The organism is Telluria mixta, assembly GCF_029223865.1.
In the GTDB taxonomy this organism is placed as follows: Bacteria; Pseudomonadota; Gammaproteobacteria; order Burkholderiales; family Burkholderiaceae_D; genus Telluria; species Telluria mixta.
Genome location: NZ_CP119520.1, coordinates 3,542,246 through 3,562,687, shown reverse-complemented (window position 1 = coordinate 3,562,687; position 20,442 = coordinate 3,542,246). Strand labels below are relative to the sequence as shown.

Below are 20,442 nucleotides of genomic sequence, written 5' to 3'. Positions count from 1 at the left end.
TGGAGCGGGACCCTCCACGTCCCGCAGCGAGGGAACTATGGATCAAGAGCTACTGGTCAGCAAAACGGGGACCATCGAGCGCTGCTGCAAGCGTGCCCGCGACGAATACGAGAAGGACCCGACCACGTTCGTCGGCGACATCACGCGCCAGGATGCGGCCACCTTGAACGTGATCCGCGCCTGGGAAGCGGCCGTCGAGATGGGCGATTACGTGCTGGCCGACCGCGGCCTGGGCCCGGCGCACGACGAGCGCGAAGTCATCACCCTGCTGGCGGACAATGGCTGGATCGAGCCCACGCTGGCCGAGGACCTCAAGCGCACGGGCGAATTCTGCCGCGCCGAATGGGATTACCAGGCCGCGCCGCTGCCCGCGCTGGTGACCATCATCAAGCGGGGCCTGGACGATTTCGACGTGTATGCACGTGCGCTGCTGGCGGGCTCAGTGGACTCTCCTTCGACGGGCGATCCGGAACCAAACGCTGTCTAACTGGTATCATGCGCCCTTTCTGAACCACGCACCAGACACCACAAGAACATGAGCCAACCGACCAACCTGCCATCCTTCTGGAGCCGGCTGTCCCTTGCCTTCGGCGCCTTCTTCAAGACCCTGGGCGACGCCGAGTTCGCCGCGCGCGTGCGCGACGACCAGGTCGGCCCGATCGCCGCCCCCGCTCCCGCCCCGGCACCAGCGCCCGCACCGAAGCCCGCTCCTGCACCGGTCCCGCTGCGCATCGCGACGCCGGACGCCGCCCTGCAGCTGCTGGGTCTCCTGCAGCGCGAAGCGCGCCTGATCGACTTCGCCAACGAAAACATCACGGTCTATGCGGATGCCGACATCGGCGCCGCCGCCCGCCTCGTGCACGAAGGCTGCGCGCGCGTGCTGCGCGAGCACTTCACCATCGAACCCGTGCGCGGCGAGCTGGAAGGCACGCGCATCACGCTGCAGGAAGGCTTCGACGCCGCCAGCGTGCGCCTGACCGGCAACGTCGTCGGCAAGGCGCCGTTCACCGGCACCCTGTCGCACCGCGGCTGGCGCGCGCGCGACGTGCGCCTGCCGCAGCTGGCCGATAAACACGACGCCAGCGTCATCGCCCCGGCGGAGGTGGAACTGTGAATGACGTGACCAACAACGACGCCCGCTACGCCATCGGCATCGACCTCGGCACGACGCACAGCGCGCTGTCGTACGTCGACCTGCAGGCTAGCGACGGCGAGAAGGCCGACCAGGGCGTGCTGGGCATCCCGCAACTGAGCGCGCCGGGCACCGTCGAGGCGCTGCCGCTGCTGCCGTCGTTCCTGTACCTGCCGCACCCGGACGAACTGGCGCCGGGAGAATTGGCGCTGCCGTGGACGAATGGCCAGGCCGCGCCCGTCGTCGGCGAAATGGCCCGTTCGCGCGGCGCCGGCACGCCGATCCGCCTGGTCTCGTCGGCCAAGAGCTGGCTGAGCCATCCGAGCGTCGACCGCCGCGCCGCCATCCTGCCGACCGACGCGCCGGAAGAAGTCGAGCGCGTGTCGCCGCTGACCGCATCGACCCGCTACCTCGAACACCTGAAAGCCGCGTGGAACGCGACGCATCCGGATGCGCCGTTCGAACAGCAGGCCGTCACCGTGACGATCCCCGCGTCGTTCGACCCGGCCGCGCGCGAGCTGACGGCGGAAGCCGCGCGCAGCGCCGGCTACGGCAACCCCACCCTGCTGGAAGAACCGCAGGCCGCGCTGTACAGCTGGATCGAAGGCAGCGGCGGCGGCTGGCGCAAGCAAGTGAAAGCCGGCGACATCGTGCTGGTCGTGGACGTGGGCGGCGGCACGAGCGACTTCTCGCTGATCGCCATCCTCGAGCGCGACGGCAACCTGGAACCGCACCGCGTCGCCGTCGGCGACCATATCCTGCTGGGCGGCGACAACATGGACCTCGCGCTGGCCCACCTCGTCGCGCGCAAGCTGCAGGCGAACGGCACGCAACTGGACGCGTGGCAGATGCGCGCCCTCACCTACGCCTGCCGCGGCGCCAAGGAACACCTGCTGGCGGACGCCGACGCGACCACGTGGCCGATCGTCGTGCCGAGCCGCGGCTCGAAGCTGATCGGCGGTTCGATCCGCACGGAGCTGACGCGCGACGAAGTCACGACGTTCATCACGGACGGCTTCTTCCCGCGCGTGGAAGCGGGCGCGCGCCCGGCCGTGCGCACCCGCGCGGGCCTGACGCAAGTGGGCCTGCCGTATGCGCAGGACGCCGCCATCACGCGACACCTCGCCGCCTTCCTCGGCCGCCAGGCCGGCGCGACGGCGGAGCTGGAAGGTTTTAACGGCAAGGTCGATCCGGCTCACACCTTCCTGCATCCGAGCGCCGTGCTGTTCAACGGCGGCGTGTTCAAGTCGGACATCCTGGCCAAGCGCGTGATGGACACCATCAACGACTGGCTGTACATGGAAGGCGCGGAACCGGCCCGCATGCTGGAAGGCGCGGACCTGGATCTCGCCGTCGCGCGCGGCGCCGCCTATTACGGCTATGCGCGCCGCGGTGGCGGCGTGCGCATCCGCGGCGGCACGGCCCGGTCGTACTACGTCGGCGTCGAGTCGTCGATGCCCGCGATCCCCGGCTTCGAACCGCCGCTGGAAGCGCTGTGCGTGGCGCCGTTCGGCATGGAAGAAGGCAGCGAGCTGGAATTGCCGGGCCAGGAATTCGGCCTCGTCGTGGGCGAGCCCGTGCACTTCCGCTTCTTCGGTTCCACCGTGCGCCGCCAGGACCATATCGGCACCGTACTGGAATCGTGGAGCCCGGACGAGCTGCAGGAATTGAACGAGATCCAGGCGACCCTGCCGGCGGAAGGCCGCACGCCGGGCGACGTCGTGCAGGTGAAACTGCATGCCGTGGCGACGGAAGCGGGCACGCTGGAACTGGTGGCCGTGGCCCGTGAAGGCCAGCGCTGGAAGGTCGAGTTCGACGTCCGCAGCACCGAGCAGTGACCCGCACGACCGCAGCCCTCGTCGGCATCGACCTCGGCACCACCAACACGGTGCTGGCGTATGCCGACGTGGGGTCCGGCCACGTCGCCACGTTCGATATTCCGCAACTGGTGGCGCCCGGCGAAGTCGGCACGGCGCCGCTGCTGCCGTCGAGCCGCTACCACCCGCTCGACGGCGAACTCGCGGCGGATGCGCTGCAACTGCCGTGGCAACAGCCGGACGTGGGCGGCGTGGAAAGGGTCGCCATCGGCCGCCTCGCAAGGAGTCTTGGCGCGGCGTCGCCGGGCCGGCTCGTGGCCTCCGCGAAAAGCTGGCTGTCGCATCCGGGCGTGGATCGCACGGCGCCCATCCTGCCATGGGGTGCGCCGGACGACGTGGCGAAAGTCTCGCCGCTGGCCGCAAGCGCCAGCTATCTGGCCTACCTGCGCGCGGCGTGGAATCAACGTTTCAAAGACCGTCCGCTGGAACGGCAACAGATCGTCCTCACGATCCCCGCCTCGTTCGACGAAGGCGCGCGTGCCCTCACCCTGGAAGCGGCGAAGCTGGCGGGCCTGGCGGACGTGCGCCTGCTGGAAGAACCGCAAGCAGCCCTGTACGACTGGCTGCAACGCCATCGGACGACCCTCGCCGCCGACCTCGCGGACGCGAAGCTGGTGCTCGTGGCCGACGTGGGCGGCGGCACCACCGACTTCACGCTCGTGAAGGTCGAACTGAAAGATGGGGAGCCGTCCTTGTCGCGCATCGGCGTGGGCAACCACCTGATCCTCGGCGGCGACAACATGGACCTCGCCCTCGCCCACCTGGCCGAATCGCGCCTGGGCGAACCCCAGCGCCTGTCGGCCGGCCGCCTCGCGCAACTGACGGAACGCTGCCGCGCCGCGAAGGAACAATTGCTGGCGCCGGACGCGCCGGCTGAAACGACCGTCACCTTGTTAGGTGTCGGCTCGCGCCTCATCGGCGCCAGCCGCTCGGCGACGATCGCGAAGGCCGACGTCGAACGCATCGTGCTGGACGGCTTCTTTCCCCTTAACGAAGCCCAGGACGGCCCGCAGCGGGCACGCGCCGGCATCGTCGAATTCGGCCTGCCGTATGCGAGCGACCCGGCCATCACGCGCCATCTGGCGGGCTTCCTGCGCCAGCACGCGCAGGCGGCGCGCGAGGCGCTGGGCATCGAGGATGACGGCCGCCTGCCGGTGCCGGACACCCTGCTGCTGAACGGCGGCGTGTTCCGCGGAGAAGCGCTGGCGCAGCGACTGGCCGACGTGCTGTCCGCGTGGCGCGGGGAAGCCGTGCGCGTGCTGCACAATGCCGATCCGGACGTCGCGGTCGCGCGCGGCGCCGTCGCCTATTCGCTCGCGCGGGCCGGGCTCGCGCCTGCCATCGAGAGCGGATCGGCACGCAGCTATTACCTGATCCTCGAGGAAGGCGAACGCCTGCGTGCGGTGTGCGTGCTGCCGCGCGGCGCACGCGCCGGCGCGGAGGTCACGCTGGCGGAACGCAGCTTCGCGCTGCGCGTGGGCCGGCCCGTCCGCTTCCACCTCGTGTCCGCCATCGCCGATACAGCCGCGGCGGGCGACATCGTCGACCTCGATCCGCATGACGTCGTGCGCCTGCCCGCGATCGCCACCGTGCTGCACGCGCAGGATGCGAAGACCGCGTCCATCCCCGTGCAGCTGGCGGCCGCGTTGTCCGAGCTGGGCACGCTGGAGATGTTCTGCGTGGCCGAGGATGGCAGCGGCCAGCGCTGGCGCCTCGAATTCCAGTTGCGCGGCGAAGAAGAAGCGCCTGAATTCGTCCATCCACAGATCGACGAAGCCATCAAGCGCATCGACCGCATCTTCGGCGCGCGCAACCAGCAGGTGGAGGCGCGCGAAGTACGCCAGTTGCGTGGCGCGCTGGAACACGTGCTGGGCGGCCGCGAACGGTGGGAGACGCCGCTGCTGCGCCGCCTGTTCGACGCGCTGATGGAACGCGCGAAAGGCCGGCGCCGCTCGGCCGAGCACGAACGCGTGTGGCTGAACCTGGCCGGCTGGTGCCTGCGGCCGGGCTTCGGCGATCCTCTCGACGATTGGCGCATCCAGCAGCTGTGGGCCCTGTTTCCGGCCGGCGCGCAATACGTCAAGGACACCCAGGTGCGCGCCGAATGGTGGACCTTGTGGCGGCGCGTGGCCGGCGGACTCTCCACGGACGCGCAACTGCGCCTGCTCGACGACTTCGCGTTCAACCTGCAGGCCGACCCGTCCGACCGCGCCAAACGCCCCGCCACGCTCGTCGACGGCAGCGAGGACGACATGCTGCGCCTGGGCGCGTCGCTGGAACGCATCCCGGCCGCGTACAAGGCCGAGATCGGGGACTGGATGGTCGGCCGCATCATGGGCATTCCCGTCACGCCCAAGCCCGATGCGAAGGCGGCGGCCACCTACGCGCGCTACCTGTGGGCGCTCGCGCGCGTGGGCGCACGCACGCCCCTGCACGGCAGCGCGCACGAAGTGGCGCCGCCGGATGCGGCCGGGCGCTGGCTGACGGAACTCATGCAGCTGGACTGGAAGCGGATCGAACCGGCCGGCTTCGCCGCCGCCCACCTCGCGCGCAAGACGGGCGACCGCACGCGCGACATCGACGACGACCTGCGCGCACAAGTGCTACAGCGGCTGGCGTCCGCGGGGGCGCCGGCCAGCTGGTCCGCGCAGGTGCGCGACGTCGTCGAACTGGACCAGGAAAGCAGCACGCGCATGTTCGGGGATGCGCTGCCACCGGGGCTGAAACTGCTGCGCTGAAACCGTCGCCCGGGTAGCTTCTGCACGAACGTGGCTTTTCGGGCATCATCGCTTTTCCCACCGAGTCAGAAGGAGAAGTGCAATGTCCGACCCCACGAACCCGTTCACGTCCCCCTATGTCCCTCCGCGGGTCTGGTCCCCGGCGACGCCCTCGGGCGGTGCCTTCGCCAGCATCAACCGTCCCGTCGCGGGCAAGACCCACGAACTGGAACTGCCGGTGGGCAAGCATCCGCTGCAACTGTATTCGCTGGGCACGCCGAACGGGCAAAAGGTCACGATCATGCTCGAGGAGCTGCTGGCCGCGGGCCACACGGGCGCGGAATACGACGCCTGGCTCATCCGCATCAACGAAGGCGCCCAGTTCGGCAGCGGCTTCGTCGGGATCAACCCGAATTCAAAGATCCCGGCCCTCGTCGACCGCAGCGGCCAGGAACCCGTGCGTGTGTTCGAGTCCGGTTCGATCCTCGTCTACCTGGCGGAAAAATTCGGCAGCGCCTTCCTGCCCAAGGACATCCCGGCCCGCACCGAGACCTTCAACTGGCTGATGTGGCAGATGGGCTCCGCCCCCTTCGTCGGCGGCGGCTTCGGGCATTTCTATGCATACGCGCCGGAAAAGCTGGAATACCCGATCAACCGCTATGCGATGGAAACGAAGCGCCAGCTGGATGTGCTGGACCGCCTGCTGGCCGAGCGCCGCTTCGTCGCGGGCGACGAGTACACGATCGCCGACATGGCGATCTGGCCGTGGTACGGCGGCCTCGTGCTGGGCGAGCTGTACGATGCGGGCGAATTCCTCGCCGTGCACCAGTACCAGCAGGTGCGCCGCTGGGCCGACGAGGTCGGCGCGCGCCCGGCCGTGATCCGCGGGCGCAAGGTCAACCGCGTGCGCGGCAAGCCGGAAGAACAGGTGCTGGAGCGCCACGACGCATCCGACCTGGACTGAGCGTCATCCGCCATTCTCCTCCGCCGGCGCCGGGCCGGCGACATGTCTTTCCTGTCATCTAGCGGGCGCACGGCAATGCAAATCGGGACTAGGATCGGACCGTCGGCGCGTAGTGCGTTCGAACACGATTGAGCGGACGCAAACGCGTACCAGGCGGTCCATTTACCCTGAATGGATACCGCACCGACAGCCCTGCAATCATCGACATCAGGAGGACGAGATGAGCTACGCAGATCGCGACAAATACGGCATGTACAAGGCTACCGGCCAGCATACCGGCCCCGGCCCGGCGCTGATGGGCGCCGACACCCTCATCGGCGACAGCGTCGTCAACGCTACCGACGACGACCTGGGCGACATCAAGGAAATCATGCTCGACATGCAGACCGGCCAGGTCGCCTACGCCGTGCTGTCCTTCGGCGGCTTCCTGGGCATGGGCGACAAGCTGTTCGCCGTGCCCTGGCAAGCCCTGCACCTGGACACCGTCAACAAGCGCTTCGTGCTCGACATCGAGAAAGAGCGCCTGCAGAACGCCCCCGGCTTCGACAAGGATGCCTGGCCCGACATGGCCGACGCGCAATGGGCCCAGCACATCCACAGCTTCTACGGCACCGACCCGATGCGTTCCGGCGCGCCCAGCATGGGACCGAACGTGGCGATGCGCGGGATGGTCGGCGGCGGCGCTGGCGCCAGCACGGGCGCGGGTGCCGGCATGGGCTCGATGGGCGCCGGCCATGCGGGCTCGTCCGATATGGGCACGGGCGCGGGCAGTGCCATGCCCGGTGGCGGCGCCGCTGGTGGTGCCGGTACGAGTCTTGATCCACGGCCCGGCACCGCCGGCAGCGACACCGACCTGAGCAAGATCCGCGGCAGCAATCTCGGCTGACGCTGGACGATGTCGCCGGCCGGCCATGCCGGCCGGTGACGCGTCGTTACAACTTGTAACCTCAACAGTGCATCGTTTTCCCATGCAATCTGGCAGACTGACGGGATGCAATATTTACTAATCAGCTACTTTGTGTCGCACTGGCATGCAACACGGCTGTCATCAAGGCATGCTAATTCTTAACAAAAGCTTTACCGAACTTTACAGGACCGCCCGTTCTACCCCGGCCATTCGCCCTCTACAATTTTGATATGAAAATCTCGAGTGAACAGACGCTGAAACTGGACAGCTGGGGTGGCCGCGCACAGCCGGGCGCATTCGACACGGACTGGCTGGCGGACACGGCCTCCCGCGCCGCGCTGGTCGACCGTGCGCTGCTGGCGCGTGCCGACAGGATCCTGTTCATCGCCCACCTGGCGCTGGGCGATTTCACTTACCTGCAAAGCTGCTTCACCGCCTTCGCGCGTGCCTTCCCGCACATCAAGATCGACCTGTGGGTCGACGAGCGCCGCCGCACGCGCCGTGCCGCGGACTGGCCGCACCTGAAAAAATACGCGCTGTACGACTGGCTGGCCGAGTGCCCCTGCTTCAACAGGATCTACGACGAGACCTACAGCCCCGCGCTGTACAAGGCCTCGTTACAGGAAGCGCAGCGGCAGGATTACCCGATCGTCGTGTCGCTCGCCGTGCTGGACCGGCACAAGTACGCGGGCCTGGCCCGCAAGATCAGCCCGCACGGCTTCGTCGTGGGCCAGAAGAAACGCGTGCGGTCCTACGACCTGCCGAAGCACCTCGCCTACCGCAAGCTGGACGCCTTCATCCCCGCATACAGCGCGGCATCGCATCCCGACCAGCACATCAGCGACATCTACGCCGACTGGTTCACGCAGCTGTTCGGCATCACGATCCCGCCGTCCGCCCGCTATCCCGTGCTGTCCATCCCCGACCGCTGGATGGACTACGCGCGCGGCCAGTTTGCCGCCTGGGGATTCGGCGGTACCGGGGGCAGCACGCCCAAGGTCGTGTTCCTGAATGCGTACTCGAAATCGGTCGAACGCTCGTGGCCGCTGGAACGGGTCATCGAACTGATCCGCACGATGCAGCAGGACGCCGCATGGCGCGACGCCGGCTTCATCGTCAACGTCGTCCCGGAAGACCTGGCGCGCGCGCGTGCCCTGTTCGCCGGCCACGATCTCGCACGCACCCATTTGTTCAGTGCCGAAGAGAATTTCTTCCAACTGCCGGCCATCCTCAGCCTGTGCAAGCTGATCGTCTCCGTCGAGACGGCCGTCATGCACCTGGCGAATGCCGTGCACGTCCCCGTCATCGCCCTGATGCGTCAAAAGAACCCGGAATGGGCGCCCATCGACACGCGCAACAGCACCGTCCTCACAGTGGCGCGGCGCGACGACTGGGTCGACAAGATCGGCGTGGCAGAAGTCATGGCGGCGCTCGCCTGGCAAGCGCTGTAACGCCGGCGCTGTAACGCCGGCAAATCGGCGTCAGGAGGTAATAGGCGCGGCCAGCGCTTCCGCCGTGCCCTTGGCCGCGATGCGCTGCAGCGTCCGCTCCAGCATGGCCGTATCCGGGTAGATGCGCACGCTCGTCACCTTGCCCCACCGGACCTCGATCAGGTTGACGCCCTCGGCGGACGTCTGCACGCCATCCGTGCCGTAGTTCGTTTCGGTCCAGATGGCCTCGACCTGCGTGCGCCAGGGCCAGCCCGACACCCGGACCTCGTGCACGGTGAACCGGATGCCCTGCAGCAGGCGCAACAGGCGCTCGTACCACGCGCGGATGGCGTCCGGCGTGCGGCGCGTCCCGGACAGCGCATGCGTGCCGACAAAGTAATGCACGGCATCCGGGGCAAGCTCGTCCGTGATGGCATCGATGCTCCCCGCGCTGAGGCCGGCAAATGCGTTGGTGATCCTGCGTCGCACGATGGCGTGGTACATGACTCCTCCGTTCAGCCTGTCTGTTCGTCCCCGCCGAGCGATTCCCAAGCCGGCAGCCCGAATTCCCTGCGTTCGCGCGTATAAAACCACGCCATCATCAATCCGAACGCCGCACCCGCAGCGCCGGACCTGAGCGCCACGCCCAGGAAGTCAAGCCCCTGCTGCGACCACACGAGCACCCACATGAATACGCCCCAGGCGCAGGTGAACCACGTACCGTAGACGAGGGCGATGTGGGAGAAGCCAAGGAAATGCGGCGGACGGACGCGGATGCCGAGTTTCCACAGCAGCCGGAACAGCAGCGGTGCGGCGTGACGATGCGCCAGTCCGCGCGCGGACAGCATGGCGAGGGAACGGTCCAGTTGTGCTCGAAATTGCATAGGGATATTGAACAGGTACAACCGCCACATTAGCAAACGTGTCGCCGAAAAAATGCGTGCAATGTCACGAAGACACCATTTGCATGCGCCGCCCAATAGGCTTAATATAGTTAGGTAGCCTACCTATATTAACCATGACCCACTACGACAAACACGTCGAACGCCTGTCCGAAGACCTGCGCACGGCCCTCAAGGGCATCGTGCGCCAGATGCGGCGCGACACCGAGCGCCAGGAACAGGGGATGTCGCTGATGCAGGCGATGCTCCTGCACCTGATCCACGAGCATCCCGGCATCGGCGTGGCCGAGCTGGCGCGCATGCAGCAGGTGCGCAGCCCGACGATGAGCGGCCAGGTCAAGGCGCTGGAAGCGGCCGGCCTCGTCGAACGCGCCGCGCAGGAACACGACCGGCGCCGCAGTGGCCTGCACGTCAGCCCCGCAGGCCACACCGCCCTGCGACGGTTGCGCGATCGCCGCCACGACTGGCTGTCGCAACGCATCGCGCGCCTGACGCCCGACCAGATGGAGGCGCTCGCCGGCGCCATCGACGCCCTCAACTTCCTCGCCGACCATGAAGACTGAATCCACCACGCAGGATGCACCCGCGGACGCCCGCGAAATCCGTTCCGTCTACCTGGCCCTGATGGCCGTGCTGGGCCTCGGGGCGCTCGACCAGAGCATCGTCGCCACCGCCCTGCCCCGCATCGTCGGCGACCTGGGCGGGATGAACCATCTGTCGTGGGTCGTGACGGCGTACGTGCTCGCATCGACCGCCACGATGCCGCTGTACGGCAAGCTGGCCGACCAGTACGGCCGGCGCCCGCTGATCTTCACGGCGCTCGCGACGTTCCTGTTCGGCTCCGTACTGTGCGGCTTCGCACAGAGCATGACGCAGCTGATCGCGTTCCGCGCCATCCAGGGCATGGGTGCCGGCGGCTTCATGCCGCTGGCGCAGATCATCATCGGCGACCTCGTGCCGCCGCAGGAACGGGCGCGGCGCCAGGGCTCGATCGCCATCGTGTTCGCCGTCACGAGCGTACTCGGCCCCGTGCTGGGCGGAATGATGACGGACCTGCTGTCGTGGCACTGGATCTTCTTCATCAACCTGCCCGTCGGCGCCGTCGCGTTCCACGCCATCGCGCGCTCGCTGCGCAAGCCGGTGCGCACGCACGCGCACCGCATCGATTACGTCGGCTCCGTACTGCTCACCGTGTCGATCACGGCGCTGCTGCTGATCCTCGCGCTGGGCGGCACCGAGTGGGCCTGGGACTCGGTGCAGGTGCAGGTGTGCACCGCGCTGACCGTCGTGCTGGGCGGCTGGCTGATGGTGCACCTGCGCCGCGCGCAGGAACCCGTGCTGCCGCCGGACCTGTTCCATAGCCGCGTCTTCAACATCGCCAGCATCGTGATGGCGCTGACGTTCATGGGCCTGATGGGCGCGAGCGTGTTCTTCCCGCTGTTCTTCCAGCTCGTGATGGGCAGCAGCCCCGCGCATTCGGGCATGATGACGGTGGCGATGATGGTCGGGATGATCGCGTCGTCGACGTTGAACGGCCGCGTGCTGTCGCGCTCGGGCAAGTACAAGGCCGTGCAGGTGGCGGGATTGTCGGTGGCGGTGCTGGCGTTCGCCGTCCTCGCGTGGGGCATGGACACGGCGCGCGGCTACTGGGTCATCGAGCCCGCGATTTTCATGCTGGGCGCAGGCCTGGGCCTCGTGATGCCCAACATGACGATCGCCGTGCAGAACGCGCTGCCCGTCCCGCGCCGCGGCGTGGGCACGGCGATGCTGACGTTCTTCCGCTCGCTCGGCGGCCTGCTCGGCGTGACGGGCTCCGGCGCCATCCTCGCGCACCAGGTGCACGCGCACGGGATCGCCGACGTCGCGCGCGCTGGCGCGCACGGCGCGGCAGCCGCACTCCCCGCCGCGCAGGCGCTGACGGTAGCCGTGTACCGGCACGCCATCGCCAACATCTTCGGCGCGGGCGCGCTGATCGTGCTGGCGGGGCTCATCGCGCTGCTGTTCCTGCCGGAGCTGCCGTTGACGGGGCATGCCGCGCCGACACCGCCGGCGGAATAAGTCAGATGTCGGTGAACACCACATCGGACGCGAGGCGCGACTTCGGCAGCTTCGCGTTGAAATCGTCCGCGCTGCGGTAGCCGAGCGCCACGATCACGCTGCTCGTGAAACCGCGCGCACGCAGGCCCAGTGCCTTGTCCAGCACCTCGGCATTGAAACCTTCCATCGGCGTCGCATCGACTTCCAGGCTGGCGGCGCCCAGCAGCAGCGTGCCGAGCGCCAGATAGGTCTGCTTCTCGTACCAGTGCTGCACGTCCTTCCGGTCGTAGCGGTGCAGGTCCGTGAACGCGGCGCGGCCGCCCTGCTGCGCCTTCTTCGCGGCGTCGTTGACGAAGCGGCCGTCCCGTTCTTCCTGCGCCAGCACGGCGTCCTGGTGGGCGTCGTCGACCGCGGCGCGCGAGGCCAGCACGATCACGTGCGAAGCGTCGCGGATCTTGGCCGTGTTGAACGGGAAGCCCGCCTCGGTGGCTTGCGCGATGCGCTCCTTGCCCTCTTCCGTCGCAGCGACGACGAAATGCCACGGCTGCGAATTGACGGACGACGGCGCGAGGCGCAGCAGTGCGCGCAGGGCGTCCACGACGGCTTGCGGGATCCTGCGCGTGCGGTCGTAGGCCTTCGTGGTGGTGCGGCGGCGGGCGGTGTTGACGATATCCATGGTGTTCTCCTTCAGTCGATCTTCACGCGCAGCAGGCGATATGGTTTCTGGCGCAGGTCCTTGCCCCCGTTGAAGCCGGCCTGGCGGTGCAGCTGGTTGGCGATCACGTACAGGTAGCCGTCCGGGCCGACCGACAGCGTGTCCGGCCACGACATGTCCGGGCCTTGTGCGATCGTGGTCCATGTGCCGCCGGGAGCCAGCTTGCGCAGTGCGTCGTGCTCGTAGTCGCCGCCGTAGACGTTGCCCTTCGCATCCGCTTCGAGTCCATCCGATGCGCCTTTGTCGCCCAGGTTGCGCACGGCTTGCGCGATGTCCGCGTCGGTGGCGTTCGGGTCGCGCAGCAACCGTGTCGGCACCGCGTACAGCGTGCGGCTCGACAGCGCGCAGAAGTACAGGGTTTCGCCATCCGGCGACAGCGCAATGCCGTCCGCCGCGACGTTGAACGGCTGCGGCTTGCCGTCCGGGCCCGTGGCGGCCAGCGGCTTGCCGTGGATGGTCGCCACAAAACCCGGCGCCGGCGACGTCGATGCATGGCCGCTCAGGCGGCGCAGCGCCTTGCCCGTCGCGAGGTCGAGCACGATCAGCGCGCCCGGGCCCTTGATCGACGAATCCGTCACGTAGGCGACGCCTTCGCTGCCGACGCGGAAATCGAAGCGCATGTCGTTCACGTACGTCGTCGACAGGATGACGTTCGACGGGAACACGACGGTCTTGACGATCCTGTTCGTCTCGAGGTCGACGGCAACGAGCTTGGCGCCGCCCGCTTTCGGTGCGGCGAAGCCGGGGGCGGCCGTGTCGAGGATCCACACGCGGCCGCGGCCGTCGGCGACGACGCTCTGCACACTGATCAGGCCCTTGGCCGGGTCGGCGGCCTCGCGGTTGAACGCCGCATCCGGATACGCGACCGGCTTGCCGTTGCGCAGTTCCGCCACGGTGAACGGCACGTCGTCGCCCCAGCGCGGGAAGTTGACGAAGATGCGGCCGTCCTCGCTGACGGTGACGCCGGTGGGCATGGCGCCCGTGAATTCGGCCACGCGCTCGATTTTGGCCGGGGCGGCTGCCTGGGCGGTCACAAGCGCGGCGGCAAGGGCGGCGGCGATCATCAATCGTTTCATGTCTGGCTCCTGAAGGTTGTGTAGACTCTCGACTGCTTTGTTTCCTGAAAGGATGCGTCCATGATATGGAGCGTCGAGCAATCAAAAAACCGGGGTAATCGGTCAGCAGTTTCACTCGCGGCGTGAAAATGGTCCGGTTCGAAGACCTTGCCCTGTTCGTCCGCACGGCCGCGTGCGGCAGCTTTTCCAAGGCGGCGCGCGAAGCGAACCTGCTGCCCGGCCAGGTGAGCGCGGCCATCATGCGGCTCGAGCGCGATCTCGACCTGCGCCTGTTCGCCCGCTCCACGCGCAGCCTGCGCCTGACGGACGAGGGCGAACGCTACCTGCCGTACGCGCGCGAGATCATCGACCTGCTGCACAGCGGCCGCGACGCGATGCGGCGCGACGACGCCGAGCTCACGGGCACGCTGCTGCTGGCGGCGCCGTCCGACTTCGGCCGCAACATCCTGCTGCCGTGGCTGGGCGACTTCCGGCGCCGCCATCCGCGCCTGGAGATGCGCCTGCAGCTGTCGGATCAGGTGGCGGATGTGTTCCGCGACCCCGTCGACATCGCGATCCGCTACGGCCAGCACGCGGACGCCAGCTTCATCGCCCTGCCCCTCGCACCCGACAACCGGCGCGTGCTCGTCGCCTCGCCCGGCTACCTGGAACAATGCGGCGAGCCGCAATCGCTGGACGACCTGCAGCGCCACAGCTGCCTGCTGTGGCAGATGCATGGACGCGTGTACGACAAATGGGTGTTCCCGGCCGGGAAGTCGCGGCGCATCGTGCACGTCAAGGGCGCGCTCGCGAGCGACGACGCCGACGTCGTGCGGCGCTGGACGCTGGCCGGCGAAGGCATCGCCTACCGTTCGTGGATCGACGTGGTGACGGACGTGCGCGCCGGCCGCCTGCGCCTGCTGCTGCCGGATCAGCCGGGCGAACCGGCCCCGCTGTCGATGGTCTGCCCGCACCGGCGGCAGTTCTCGCCGGCCGTGCGGCAACTGCACGCGTTATTGACGGAGCGTTGCGCGCAACTGGTCGCATGACGCGCCGGTCGTGCTATCGTTTCCGCTCCATTTCCAGACCACGAAGGGAGACGAGATGATCAACAAGAACACGATTTGCCTGTGGTACGACAACGATGCCCTGGACGCGGCGACGTTCTATGCGCAGACGTTCCCCGACAGCTCGGTGGGCGCCGTCCACCGCGCGCCGGGCGACTATCCGGCCGGCCAGGAAGGCAGTGTCCTGACGGTGGAGTTCACCGTGATGGGCATCCCGTGCCTCGGCCTGAACGGCGGTCCAGGCGTCCAGCATACCGACGCGTTCTCGTTCCAGGTCTCGACCGAGGACCAGGAAGAAACCGACCGGCTGTGGAATGCGATCGTCGGCAACGGCGGCCAGGAGAATGCCTGCGGCTGGTGCCGCGACCGCTGGGGCGTCTCGTGGCAGATCACGCCGCGCGTGCTGATGGAAGCGTTTACGGGCACCGACCGGGCCGCGGCCAAGCGCGCGTTCAACGCGATGATGGAGATGAAGAAGATCGACGTCGCCGCGATCGAGGCAGCGCGACGGGGATGACCGGCGGGCTGCCCCGTCAGGCACGCGCCATGCGGTGCAGGGTGCCGCCGGCCGTGTCGCGCGTGGCCGCCGCCGCAGGGCGTCCGACCGGTTGGCGCGGGCCGTGCACGCAGGCCAGCGCCAGCCAGGAAGCCACGTCCGCGCCGTCACGGTCGAGCGCCGCCATCACCGTGTCCGCCGGCGCGTACAGGCGGGTCACGATGCGGGCCTGGTTGCGGCCCTGCGCCTTGCCCTGGTAAAGCGCCCAGTCGGCCAGGCGCACGGCACACTGCCAGTCGAACGCGGTGCCCGCGCCCGCCAGCGCGACGATGCCCGCGGTGAGCGTCACCGGGATCGCGCATGTGCCCGCGTCGACGGGCTTGCCGCCCACCGCGTCCAGGATCCGCTCCGCCATGCCGGCGATGCTGGCCGGGTCCATGGCGGGCGCGTGGATCATGAATTCCTCGCCGCCCCAGCGCACCACCATGTCGGTATCGCGTACGGCCGCAGCAAGGCGGCGCGCGATATCGACAAGAACGGCATCGCCCGCGCCGTGGCCCCAGCGGTCGTTGATGCTCTTGAAATGATCGATGTCCACCAGCACGAAGCAGTCGACGGCGTCCGCCACCGGATGCCGGCGTTCGTCCTTGCGGACACTCATCCGGTTCGTCAGCGAGCGGCGGTTGTGCAGGCCCGTCAGGGCGTCGTGCGTCGAACCGAATTCGAGCTGCACGTTCAATTCCTTCAGCCGCGCGTTGCTGCGCGCCGTGCGCCGGTACAGGACCGTCACGACGGCGCCCGCGAGCACCGTCAGCACGGCGGCAAACGTCGTCGCCAGCTGCACGGTGCGGCGATTACTCAGCTCCGCATCCTTCAATCGGTTCTCGCGCTGCAGCAGAGCAATCTGCTGGCTGCGGCGGTGCGCGTCGAATTCTTCCTGCAAGGTCGCGATCGCGCGGTCGCGCGTGGCGCGGGCGTCCTGCTGCTGCAGCGACTGCTGCTCGCGCACGGCCGCCAGCGCCTGCTGGTACTGGCCCGCCCGCTCCAGCATGCGGCCCTTCTCGTCCAGCATTGCCTCGAGGTCCCCGGTGAGCTTCTCCTTGCGCAGGTGCGCGATGACGCCGTCGACCCAGGGCAGGCCCGCGTCGATGCGGCCCTGCCCCATCAGGGAAAAGCCGAGATTGGCGCGCGCCATCTGGATGAGGTTCTGGGCGCTGCCCTTCTCCGACACGGCCAGGGCCTTGCGCGCTTCCGCTTCCGCGCGGACGTAGTCGTGGTGCTGCAGATAATAATCCGCGATATTGCCGCGGGCCGCTGCTTCCATGCCCTGCAATCCCGCACGCACCGCCGTCGCCAGCGCATTCTCGAACGCGGCGATACCTTCGCGGTCCCGCCCGAGCCTGACCAGCGCGATGGCCCGGGTGAATTGCAGCGACGCGAGCGGCCGCAGCGACATCTTCTTTTCCACCAGTCCCAGGTCGGCGCTGTCGATCGCCTTGGCGGGGTTGTCCGCATTGACGTACACCTGGGCGATCCGGGCGTACAGCACGGCGCGCCTGCCGCTTTCGCCGGGCCGCCCCTGCAACAGGCGCAGCCCGCGCAGATAGGCCGCCAGCGCGTCGTCGAAGCGCGCGCGCAGGTTGAAGATGTCGCCCTGCGCCCGTTCGACCGACACCTTGAACTGCAGCGGCGTGTCCTTCGGCGCCTGCGCCACGATCTTGTCGAGCAGCGCCTGGGCATCGTCCAGCCGGTGGGCGTCGAGCAGCTCGCGCACCTGCGCCAGCCTGGCCAGCGCCGCGCCCGCCATGTCGCCGCGGGCTTGCGCCAGTTGCAGCGATTCGCGTTCCAGTGTGTAGGCCGCGTCCTGCTGGCCCAGGTCCTCGCGCAGCCAGGTTTCCGTGCGCAACAGCGCCTGCCTGGCCTCGTAGGGCGCATTCGCTCCCAGGTCGCGGCGCGCGGTCTGCACGCGGTCGAGCGCCGCGCGCGGGGAGTCCTGCGCGAGTTCCCAGATCGCTGCCACTTCCGCCTTGGGATCGACGGCGGGCGCACCGGCGTACGCGGCCGGCCCAAGCACGGTGGCGGTCGCGATCAGGAGGGAGACGAGGCGGTGAGGGAAAGGCATGACGATGCGCCGGCTGGAAATCAATACGTCTGTTGAGGCCATTATGGACTCAACTTTGACTTTCCTCAACGAAACTATCTGGGCGATGCGCGAGCGCAACATTGCAAAAATGTTCGCGCATAACATTAATGTTACGTAACAGTGGGACTCCGCACTGTACAGATACATGTTTCGATATCGGTTCACGCCAAAAAGTTATTGGCTTCTGAACAATTCCTGCACTACATTGATCCTCGCTCGGCGTGGATCCGTTTTAGCCGGGCAAACTGTTATCGCAATCATTTTCCACTCACCTATCATGTACGGAGCCCTTCCGATGGCATGACCTTTCCAAGGTAGATTCCATGCAAAAAGATAAGACCAAACGAATTGGTCAAGCAGGAGACTTATCGAGAGGCATCAAGCGCACCGCCCTGTGCGGCGCCCTGATGCTCGCCGCGGCGATGCCGGCCGCAGCACAGACCACCACCACATCGCCCGACGCACGCACGGACGCGGACGCCCGCGCCCGCAACCTGGTCGAAAAAATGACACTGGACGAGAAGATCGACCAGCTGCTCAACGTCGCCCCTGCCCTGCCCCGCCTCGGCATCCCCGCCTATAACTGGTGGACCGAGTCGCTGCACGGCGCGCTGGGCCCTTTGCCCACCACGAACTTCCCCGAACCCATCGGCCTCGCCGCGACGTTCGACGCGCCGCTCGTGCACAAGGTCGCGTCCGCGATCAGCACGGAAGTGCGTGCGCTGCACACGCTGGGCCGCCAGACGGGCCACCTGGGCAGGATCGGCACGGGCCTCGACACGTGGTCGCCGAACATCAACATCTTCCGCGACCCGCGCTGGGGCCGCGGCCAGGAGACGTATGGCGAGGACCCGTACCTGACGGCGCAACTGGGCGTCGCGTTCATCCAGGGCATCCAGGGACCGAACCCGGACCTGCCGGACGTCGTCGCCACGCCGAAGCACTTCGCCGTGCACAGCGGGCCGGAATCGACGCGCCACGTGGCCGACGTGTTCGTGTCGCGCCACGACCTCGAGGACACGTATTTACCCGCCTTCCGCGCCGCCATCGTCGATGCGAAGGCCGGGTCGATCATGTGCGCCTACAACCGCATCAACGGCCAGCCGGCCTGCGGCAGCGACCTGCTGCTGAAGGAGCACCTGCGTGGCGCGTGGGGCTTCAAGGGTTACGTCGTGTCCGACTGCGATGCCGTCACGGACATCGACGAGCACCACAAGTACGCGCCCGATCCCGCCGCGGCGGCGGCCGTCGCGCTGAAGGCCGGCACGGACAACGAGTGCAACACGAAGACCCTGGGCGATGCGAAGGGCCTCGGCGAGCGCTACCGCGAAGCGTGGAAGCGCGGCCTGATCTCCATGGGCGACATCGACACGGCGCTCGTCCGCCTGTTCTCCGCGCGCTACCGCAACGGCGACCTCGCGGGCCTCGCGCAGCGCAAGCCGAACCAGACGCCGGTGAATGCAATCGACACGCCGACACATCGCGACCTCGCGCTGCAGGCCGCAAACAAGAGCCTCGTGCTGCTGAAGAACGACGGTACGCTGCCTTTAAAGCCGGGCGTAAAAGTCGCCGTGATCGGCCCGCTGGCCGATGCCACGCGCGTCCTGCGCGGGAATTATTCGTCGACGCAGTCCGCGCCGCCGGTCTCCGTCGTCGACGGCTTGCGCCGCGTGCTGCCGCAGGCGCGCGTGACGCTCGTGCCGGCCGCCGCGTCGATCACGGACGGCGACCCGGTCCCGACCACCGCGCTGCGCACGCCGGACGGCAAGCCGGGCCTGCGCGCCGAGTACATCAACGGCACTGACACGAAGCCGGTCCTGGTCCGCACGGAGCCGGGCCTGGAATCGCACGCGCTGCAGTTCAAGGACGTCGCGGACAAGCACAAGGTCGTGTGGACCGGCGCCCTCGTCGCGCCGGAATCGGGCATGTACCGCCTCGGCGTGACGGGCGTGAAGGGCGAGCTGAAGGTCGGCGGCAAGCCGGCCGTGCAGGCGTCGACCTATTCGCAATGGGGCGAACCGCTGAAGCTCACCGACGTGCGCCTCGAAAAGGGCCAGCGCTATCCGCTGCGCTTCCAGGCCGAGACAGGATCCACGGGCGTGCCCGGCCTGTTCTGGAAACGGATCTCGACGGCGCCCGAGCAGGACCTGAAGGCCGGCACGGCGGACGCCGACGTGATCGTCGCCGTCGTCGGCCTGACGTCGGACCTGGAAGGCGAAGAGATGGCCATCAAGGTCGAGGGCTTCGCCGGCGGCGACAAGACGTCGCTGGACCTGCCGGCCGAGCAGCGCGCCCTGCTGGAACGCGCGAAAGCGCTGGGCAAACCGCTCGTCGTCGTGGTCATGAACGGCAGCGCCATCGACCTGTCGTGGGCAAAGATTAACGCGGCCGCGATCCTGGAAGCGTGGTATCCGGGCCAGTCCGGCGGCGCCGCCATCGCCGACGTGCTGACGGGCCGCACCGATCCGGGCGGACGCCTGCCCCTCACCTTCTACCGCAGCCTCGCCGACCTGCCGCCGTTCGACGATTACTCGATGCAGGGCCGCACCTACCGCTACTACACGGGCACGCCCGTGTATCCGTTCGGCGCCGGCCTCTCGTACACGACCTTCAGCTATGCGCCGCTGCGCATCGAACCGGTCGGCGGATCGCCCGAGAACGGCATCGTCGTCACGACGGAAGTCGCCAACACGGGCAAGCGCGACGGCGACGAAGTGGCGCAGCTGTACCTGACGCCGCCCGCGTTCGAAGGGGCGCCGCGTCTCGCACTGCGCGGCTTCCAGCGCGTGCCGCTGAAGGCCGGCGAGCGCAAACAGGTCAGCTTCACCCTGTCGCCGCGCGATCTCAGTTTCGTCACGCGCGACGGCGTCCGCCAGCTCACGCCCGGCCAGTACAAGCTGACCGTCGGTTCGGGCCAGCCGGGCACCGGCGTGGCACAGCAGGACAGCACGGTGACCTTGAAGCAGACCGTCGTGCTGGCGCAATAAACCATTACAACAA

At 68.1% G+C, this 20,442-nt stretch carries 17 protein-coding genes; 12 read left to right on the top strand and 5 right to left on the bottom strand.

Annotated elements, in window-relative coordinates; genetic code table 11:
- The first annotated feature begins 37 nt into the window (after window positions 1–37).
- The 7 genes from hepT (at window position 38) to P0M04_RS15840 (ending at window position 9,048) form a co-directional block, all read left to right on the top strand.
- A complete protein-coding gene (gene hepT / locus P0M04_RS15870) occupies window positions 38–487 on the top strand; it encodes a type VII toxin-antitoxin system HepT family RNase toxin (protein WP_259451602.1) in 450 nt (149 codons plus the stop codon).
- Between the two features lie 48 nt (window positions 488–535).
- Window positions 536–1,114, top strand: coding sequence for a DUF2760 domain-containing protein (locus P0M04_RS15865; protein WP_259451603.1), 579 nt, complete (start codon window positions 536–538; stop codon window positions 1,112–1,114).
- On the top strand, window positions 1,111–2,970 hold the full coding sequence (locus tag P0M04_RS15860) for an Hsp70 family protein (protein WP_259451604.1): 1,860 nt from the start codon (window positions 1,111–1,113) through the stop codon (window positions 2,968–2,970). The genes P0M04_RS15865 and P0M04_RS15860 overlap by 4 nt, the downstream gene beginning before the upstream one ends.
- Complete coding sequence (locus P0M04_RS15855; RefSeq protein ID WP_259451605.1) at window positions 2,967–5,747, top strand: Hsp70 family protein; 2,781 nt, start codon at window positions 2,967–2,969, stop codon at window positions 5,745–5,747. Before P0M04_RS15860 ends, P0M04_RS15855 begins: the two co-directional genes overlap by 4 nt.
- Before the next feature lie 82 nt (window positions 5,748–5,829).
- Window positions 5,830–6,690, top strand: coding sequence for a glutathione-dependent disulfide-bond oxidoreductase (gene yghU, locus P0M04_RS15850; RefSeq protein WP_259451606.1), 861 nt, complete (start codon window positions 5,830–5,832; stop codon window positions 6,688–6,690).
- Between the two features lie 220 nt (window positions 6,691–6,910).
- Entirely contained in the window at window positions 6,911–7,576 is a 666-nt protein-coding gene (locus P0M04_RS15845) for a PRC-barrel domain-containing protein (RefSeq protein ID WP_281042432.1), read from the top strand.
- Between the two features lie 251 nt (window positions 7,577–7,827).
- Window positions 7,828–9,048 (top strand): glycosyltransferase family 9 protein, encoded by a 1,221-nt coding sequence (locus P0M04_RS15840; RefSeq protein WP_259451607.1) that lies wholly within the window; start codon window positions 7,828–7,830, stop codon window positions 9,046–9,048.
- 30 nt (window positions 9,049–9,078) lie between these two features.
- On the opposite strand, the gene P0M04_RS15835 is transcribed toward P0M04_RS15840, so the two are convergent.
- Window positions 9,079–9,531 carry a nuclear transport factor 2 family protein gene (locus tag P0M04_RS15835; RefSeq protein WP_259451608.1) on the bottom strand — a complete coding sequence of 151 codons (453 nt, stop codon included), beginning with the start codon at window positions 9,529–9,531 and terminating at the stop codon, window positions 9,079–9,081.
- Between the two features lie 11 nt (window positions 9,532–9,542).
- Window positions 9,543–9,911, bottom strand: coding sequence for a DUF6404 family protein (locus P0M04_RS15830; RefSeq protein WP_259451609.1), 369 nt, complete (start codon window positions 9,909–9,911; stop codon window positions 9,543–9,545).
- 134 nt (window positions 9,912–10,045) lie between these two features.
- Here P0M04_RS15830 and P0M04_RS15825 point away from each other — a divergent pair, with 134 nt between their 5' ends.
- Window positions 10,046–10,492 (top strand): MarR family winged helix-turn-helix transcriptional regulator, encoded by a 447-nt coding sequence (locus tag P0M04_RS15825; protein WP_259451610.1) that lies wholly within the window; start codon window positions 10,046–10,048, stop codon window positions 10,490–10,492.
- Complete coding sequence (locus P0M04_RS15820; protein WP_259451611.1) at window positions 10,482–11,987, top strand: MDR family MFS transporter; 1,506 nt, start codon at window positions 10,482–10,484, stop codon at window positions 11,985–11,987. The genes P0M04_RS15825 and P0M04_RS15820 overlap by 11 nt, the downstream gene beginning before the upstream one ends.
- Window position 11,988: 1 nt before the next feature.
- On the opposite strand, the gene nfsB is transcribed toward P0M04_RS15820, so the two are convergent.
- Entirely contained in the window at window positions 11,989–12,642 is a 654-nt protein-coding gene (nfsB, locus tag P0M04_RS15815) for an oxygen-insensitive NAD(P)H nitroreductase (RefSeq protein WP_259451612.1), read from the bottom strand.
- Between the two features lie 11 nt (window positions 12,643–12,653).
- Window positions 12,654–13,745 carry an L-dopachrome tautomerase-related protein gene (locus P0M04_RS15810; protein WP_259451719.1) on the bottom strand — a complete coding sequence of 364 codons (1,092 nt, stop codon included), beginning with the start codon at window positions 13,743–13,745 and terminating at the stop codon, window positions 12,654–12,656.
- Between the two features lie 140 nt (window positions 13,746–13,885).
- Between P0M04_RS15810 and P0M04_RS15805 the strand changes: the two genes are divergently transcribed.
- Together P0M04_RS15805 and P0M04_RS15800 are read left to right on the top strand one after the other, a co-directional pair.
- The gene (locus P0M04_RS15805) at window positions 13,886–14,785 is read left to right on the top strand and encodes a LysR family transcriptional regulator (protein ID WP_259451613.1); all 900 of its coding nucleotides are present in this window, start codon (window positions 13,886–13,888) and stop codon (window positions 14,783–14,785) included.
- A gap of 55 nt (window positions 14,786–14,840) precedes the next feature.
- Window positions 14,841–15,320: a VOC family protein gene (locus tag P0M04_RS15800; protein ID WP_259451614.1), complete on the top strand. Its 480-nt coding sequence runs from the start codon at window positions 14,841–14,843 to the stop codon at window positions 15,318–15,320.
- 16 nt (window positions 15,321–15,336) lie between these two features.
- Here P0M04_RS15800 and P0M04_RS15795 read toward each other — a convergent pair whose 3' ends face one another.
- Entirely contained in the window at window positions 15,337–17,421 is a 2,085-nt protein-coding gene (locus P0M04_RS15795; protein WP_259451615.1) for a tetratricopeptide repeat-containing diguanylate cyclase, read from the bottom strand.
- A 428-nt stretch (window positions 17,422–17,849) separates the two neighbouring features.
- On the opposite strand from P0M04_RS15795, the gene P0M04_RS15790 reads away from it, so the two are divergent.
- Complete coding sequence (locus P0M04_RS15790; protein WP_259451616.1) at window positions 17,850–20,429, top strand: glycoside hydrolase family 3 C-terminal domain-containing protein; 2,580 nt, start codon at window positions 17,850–17,852, stop codon at window positions 20,427–20,429.
- Window positions 20,430–20,442: the final 13 nt, after the last annotated feature.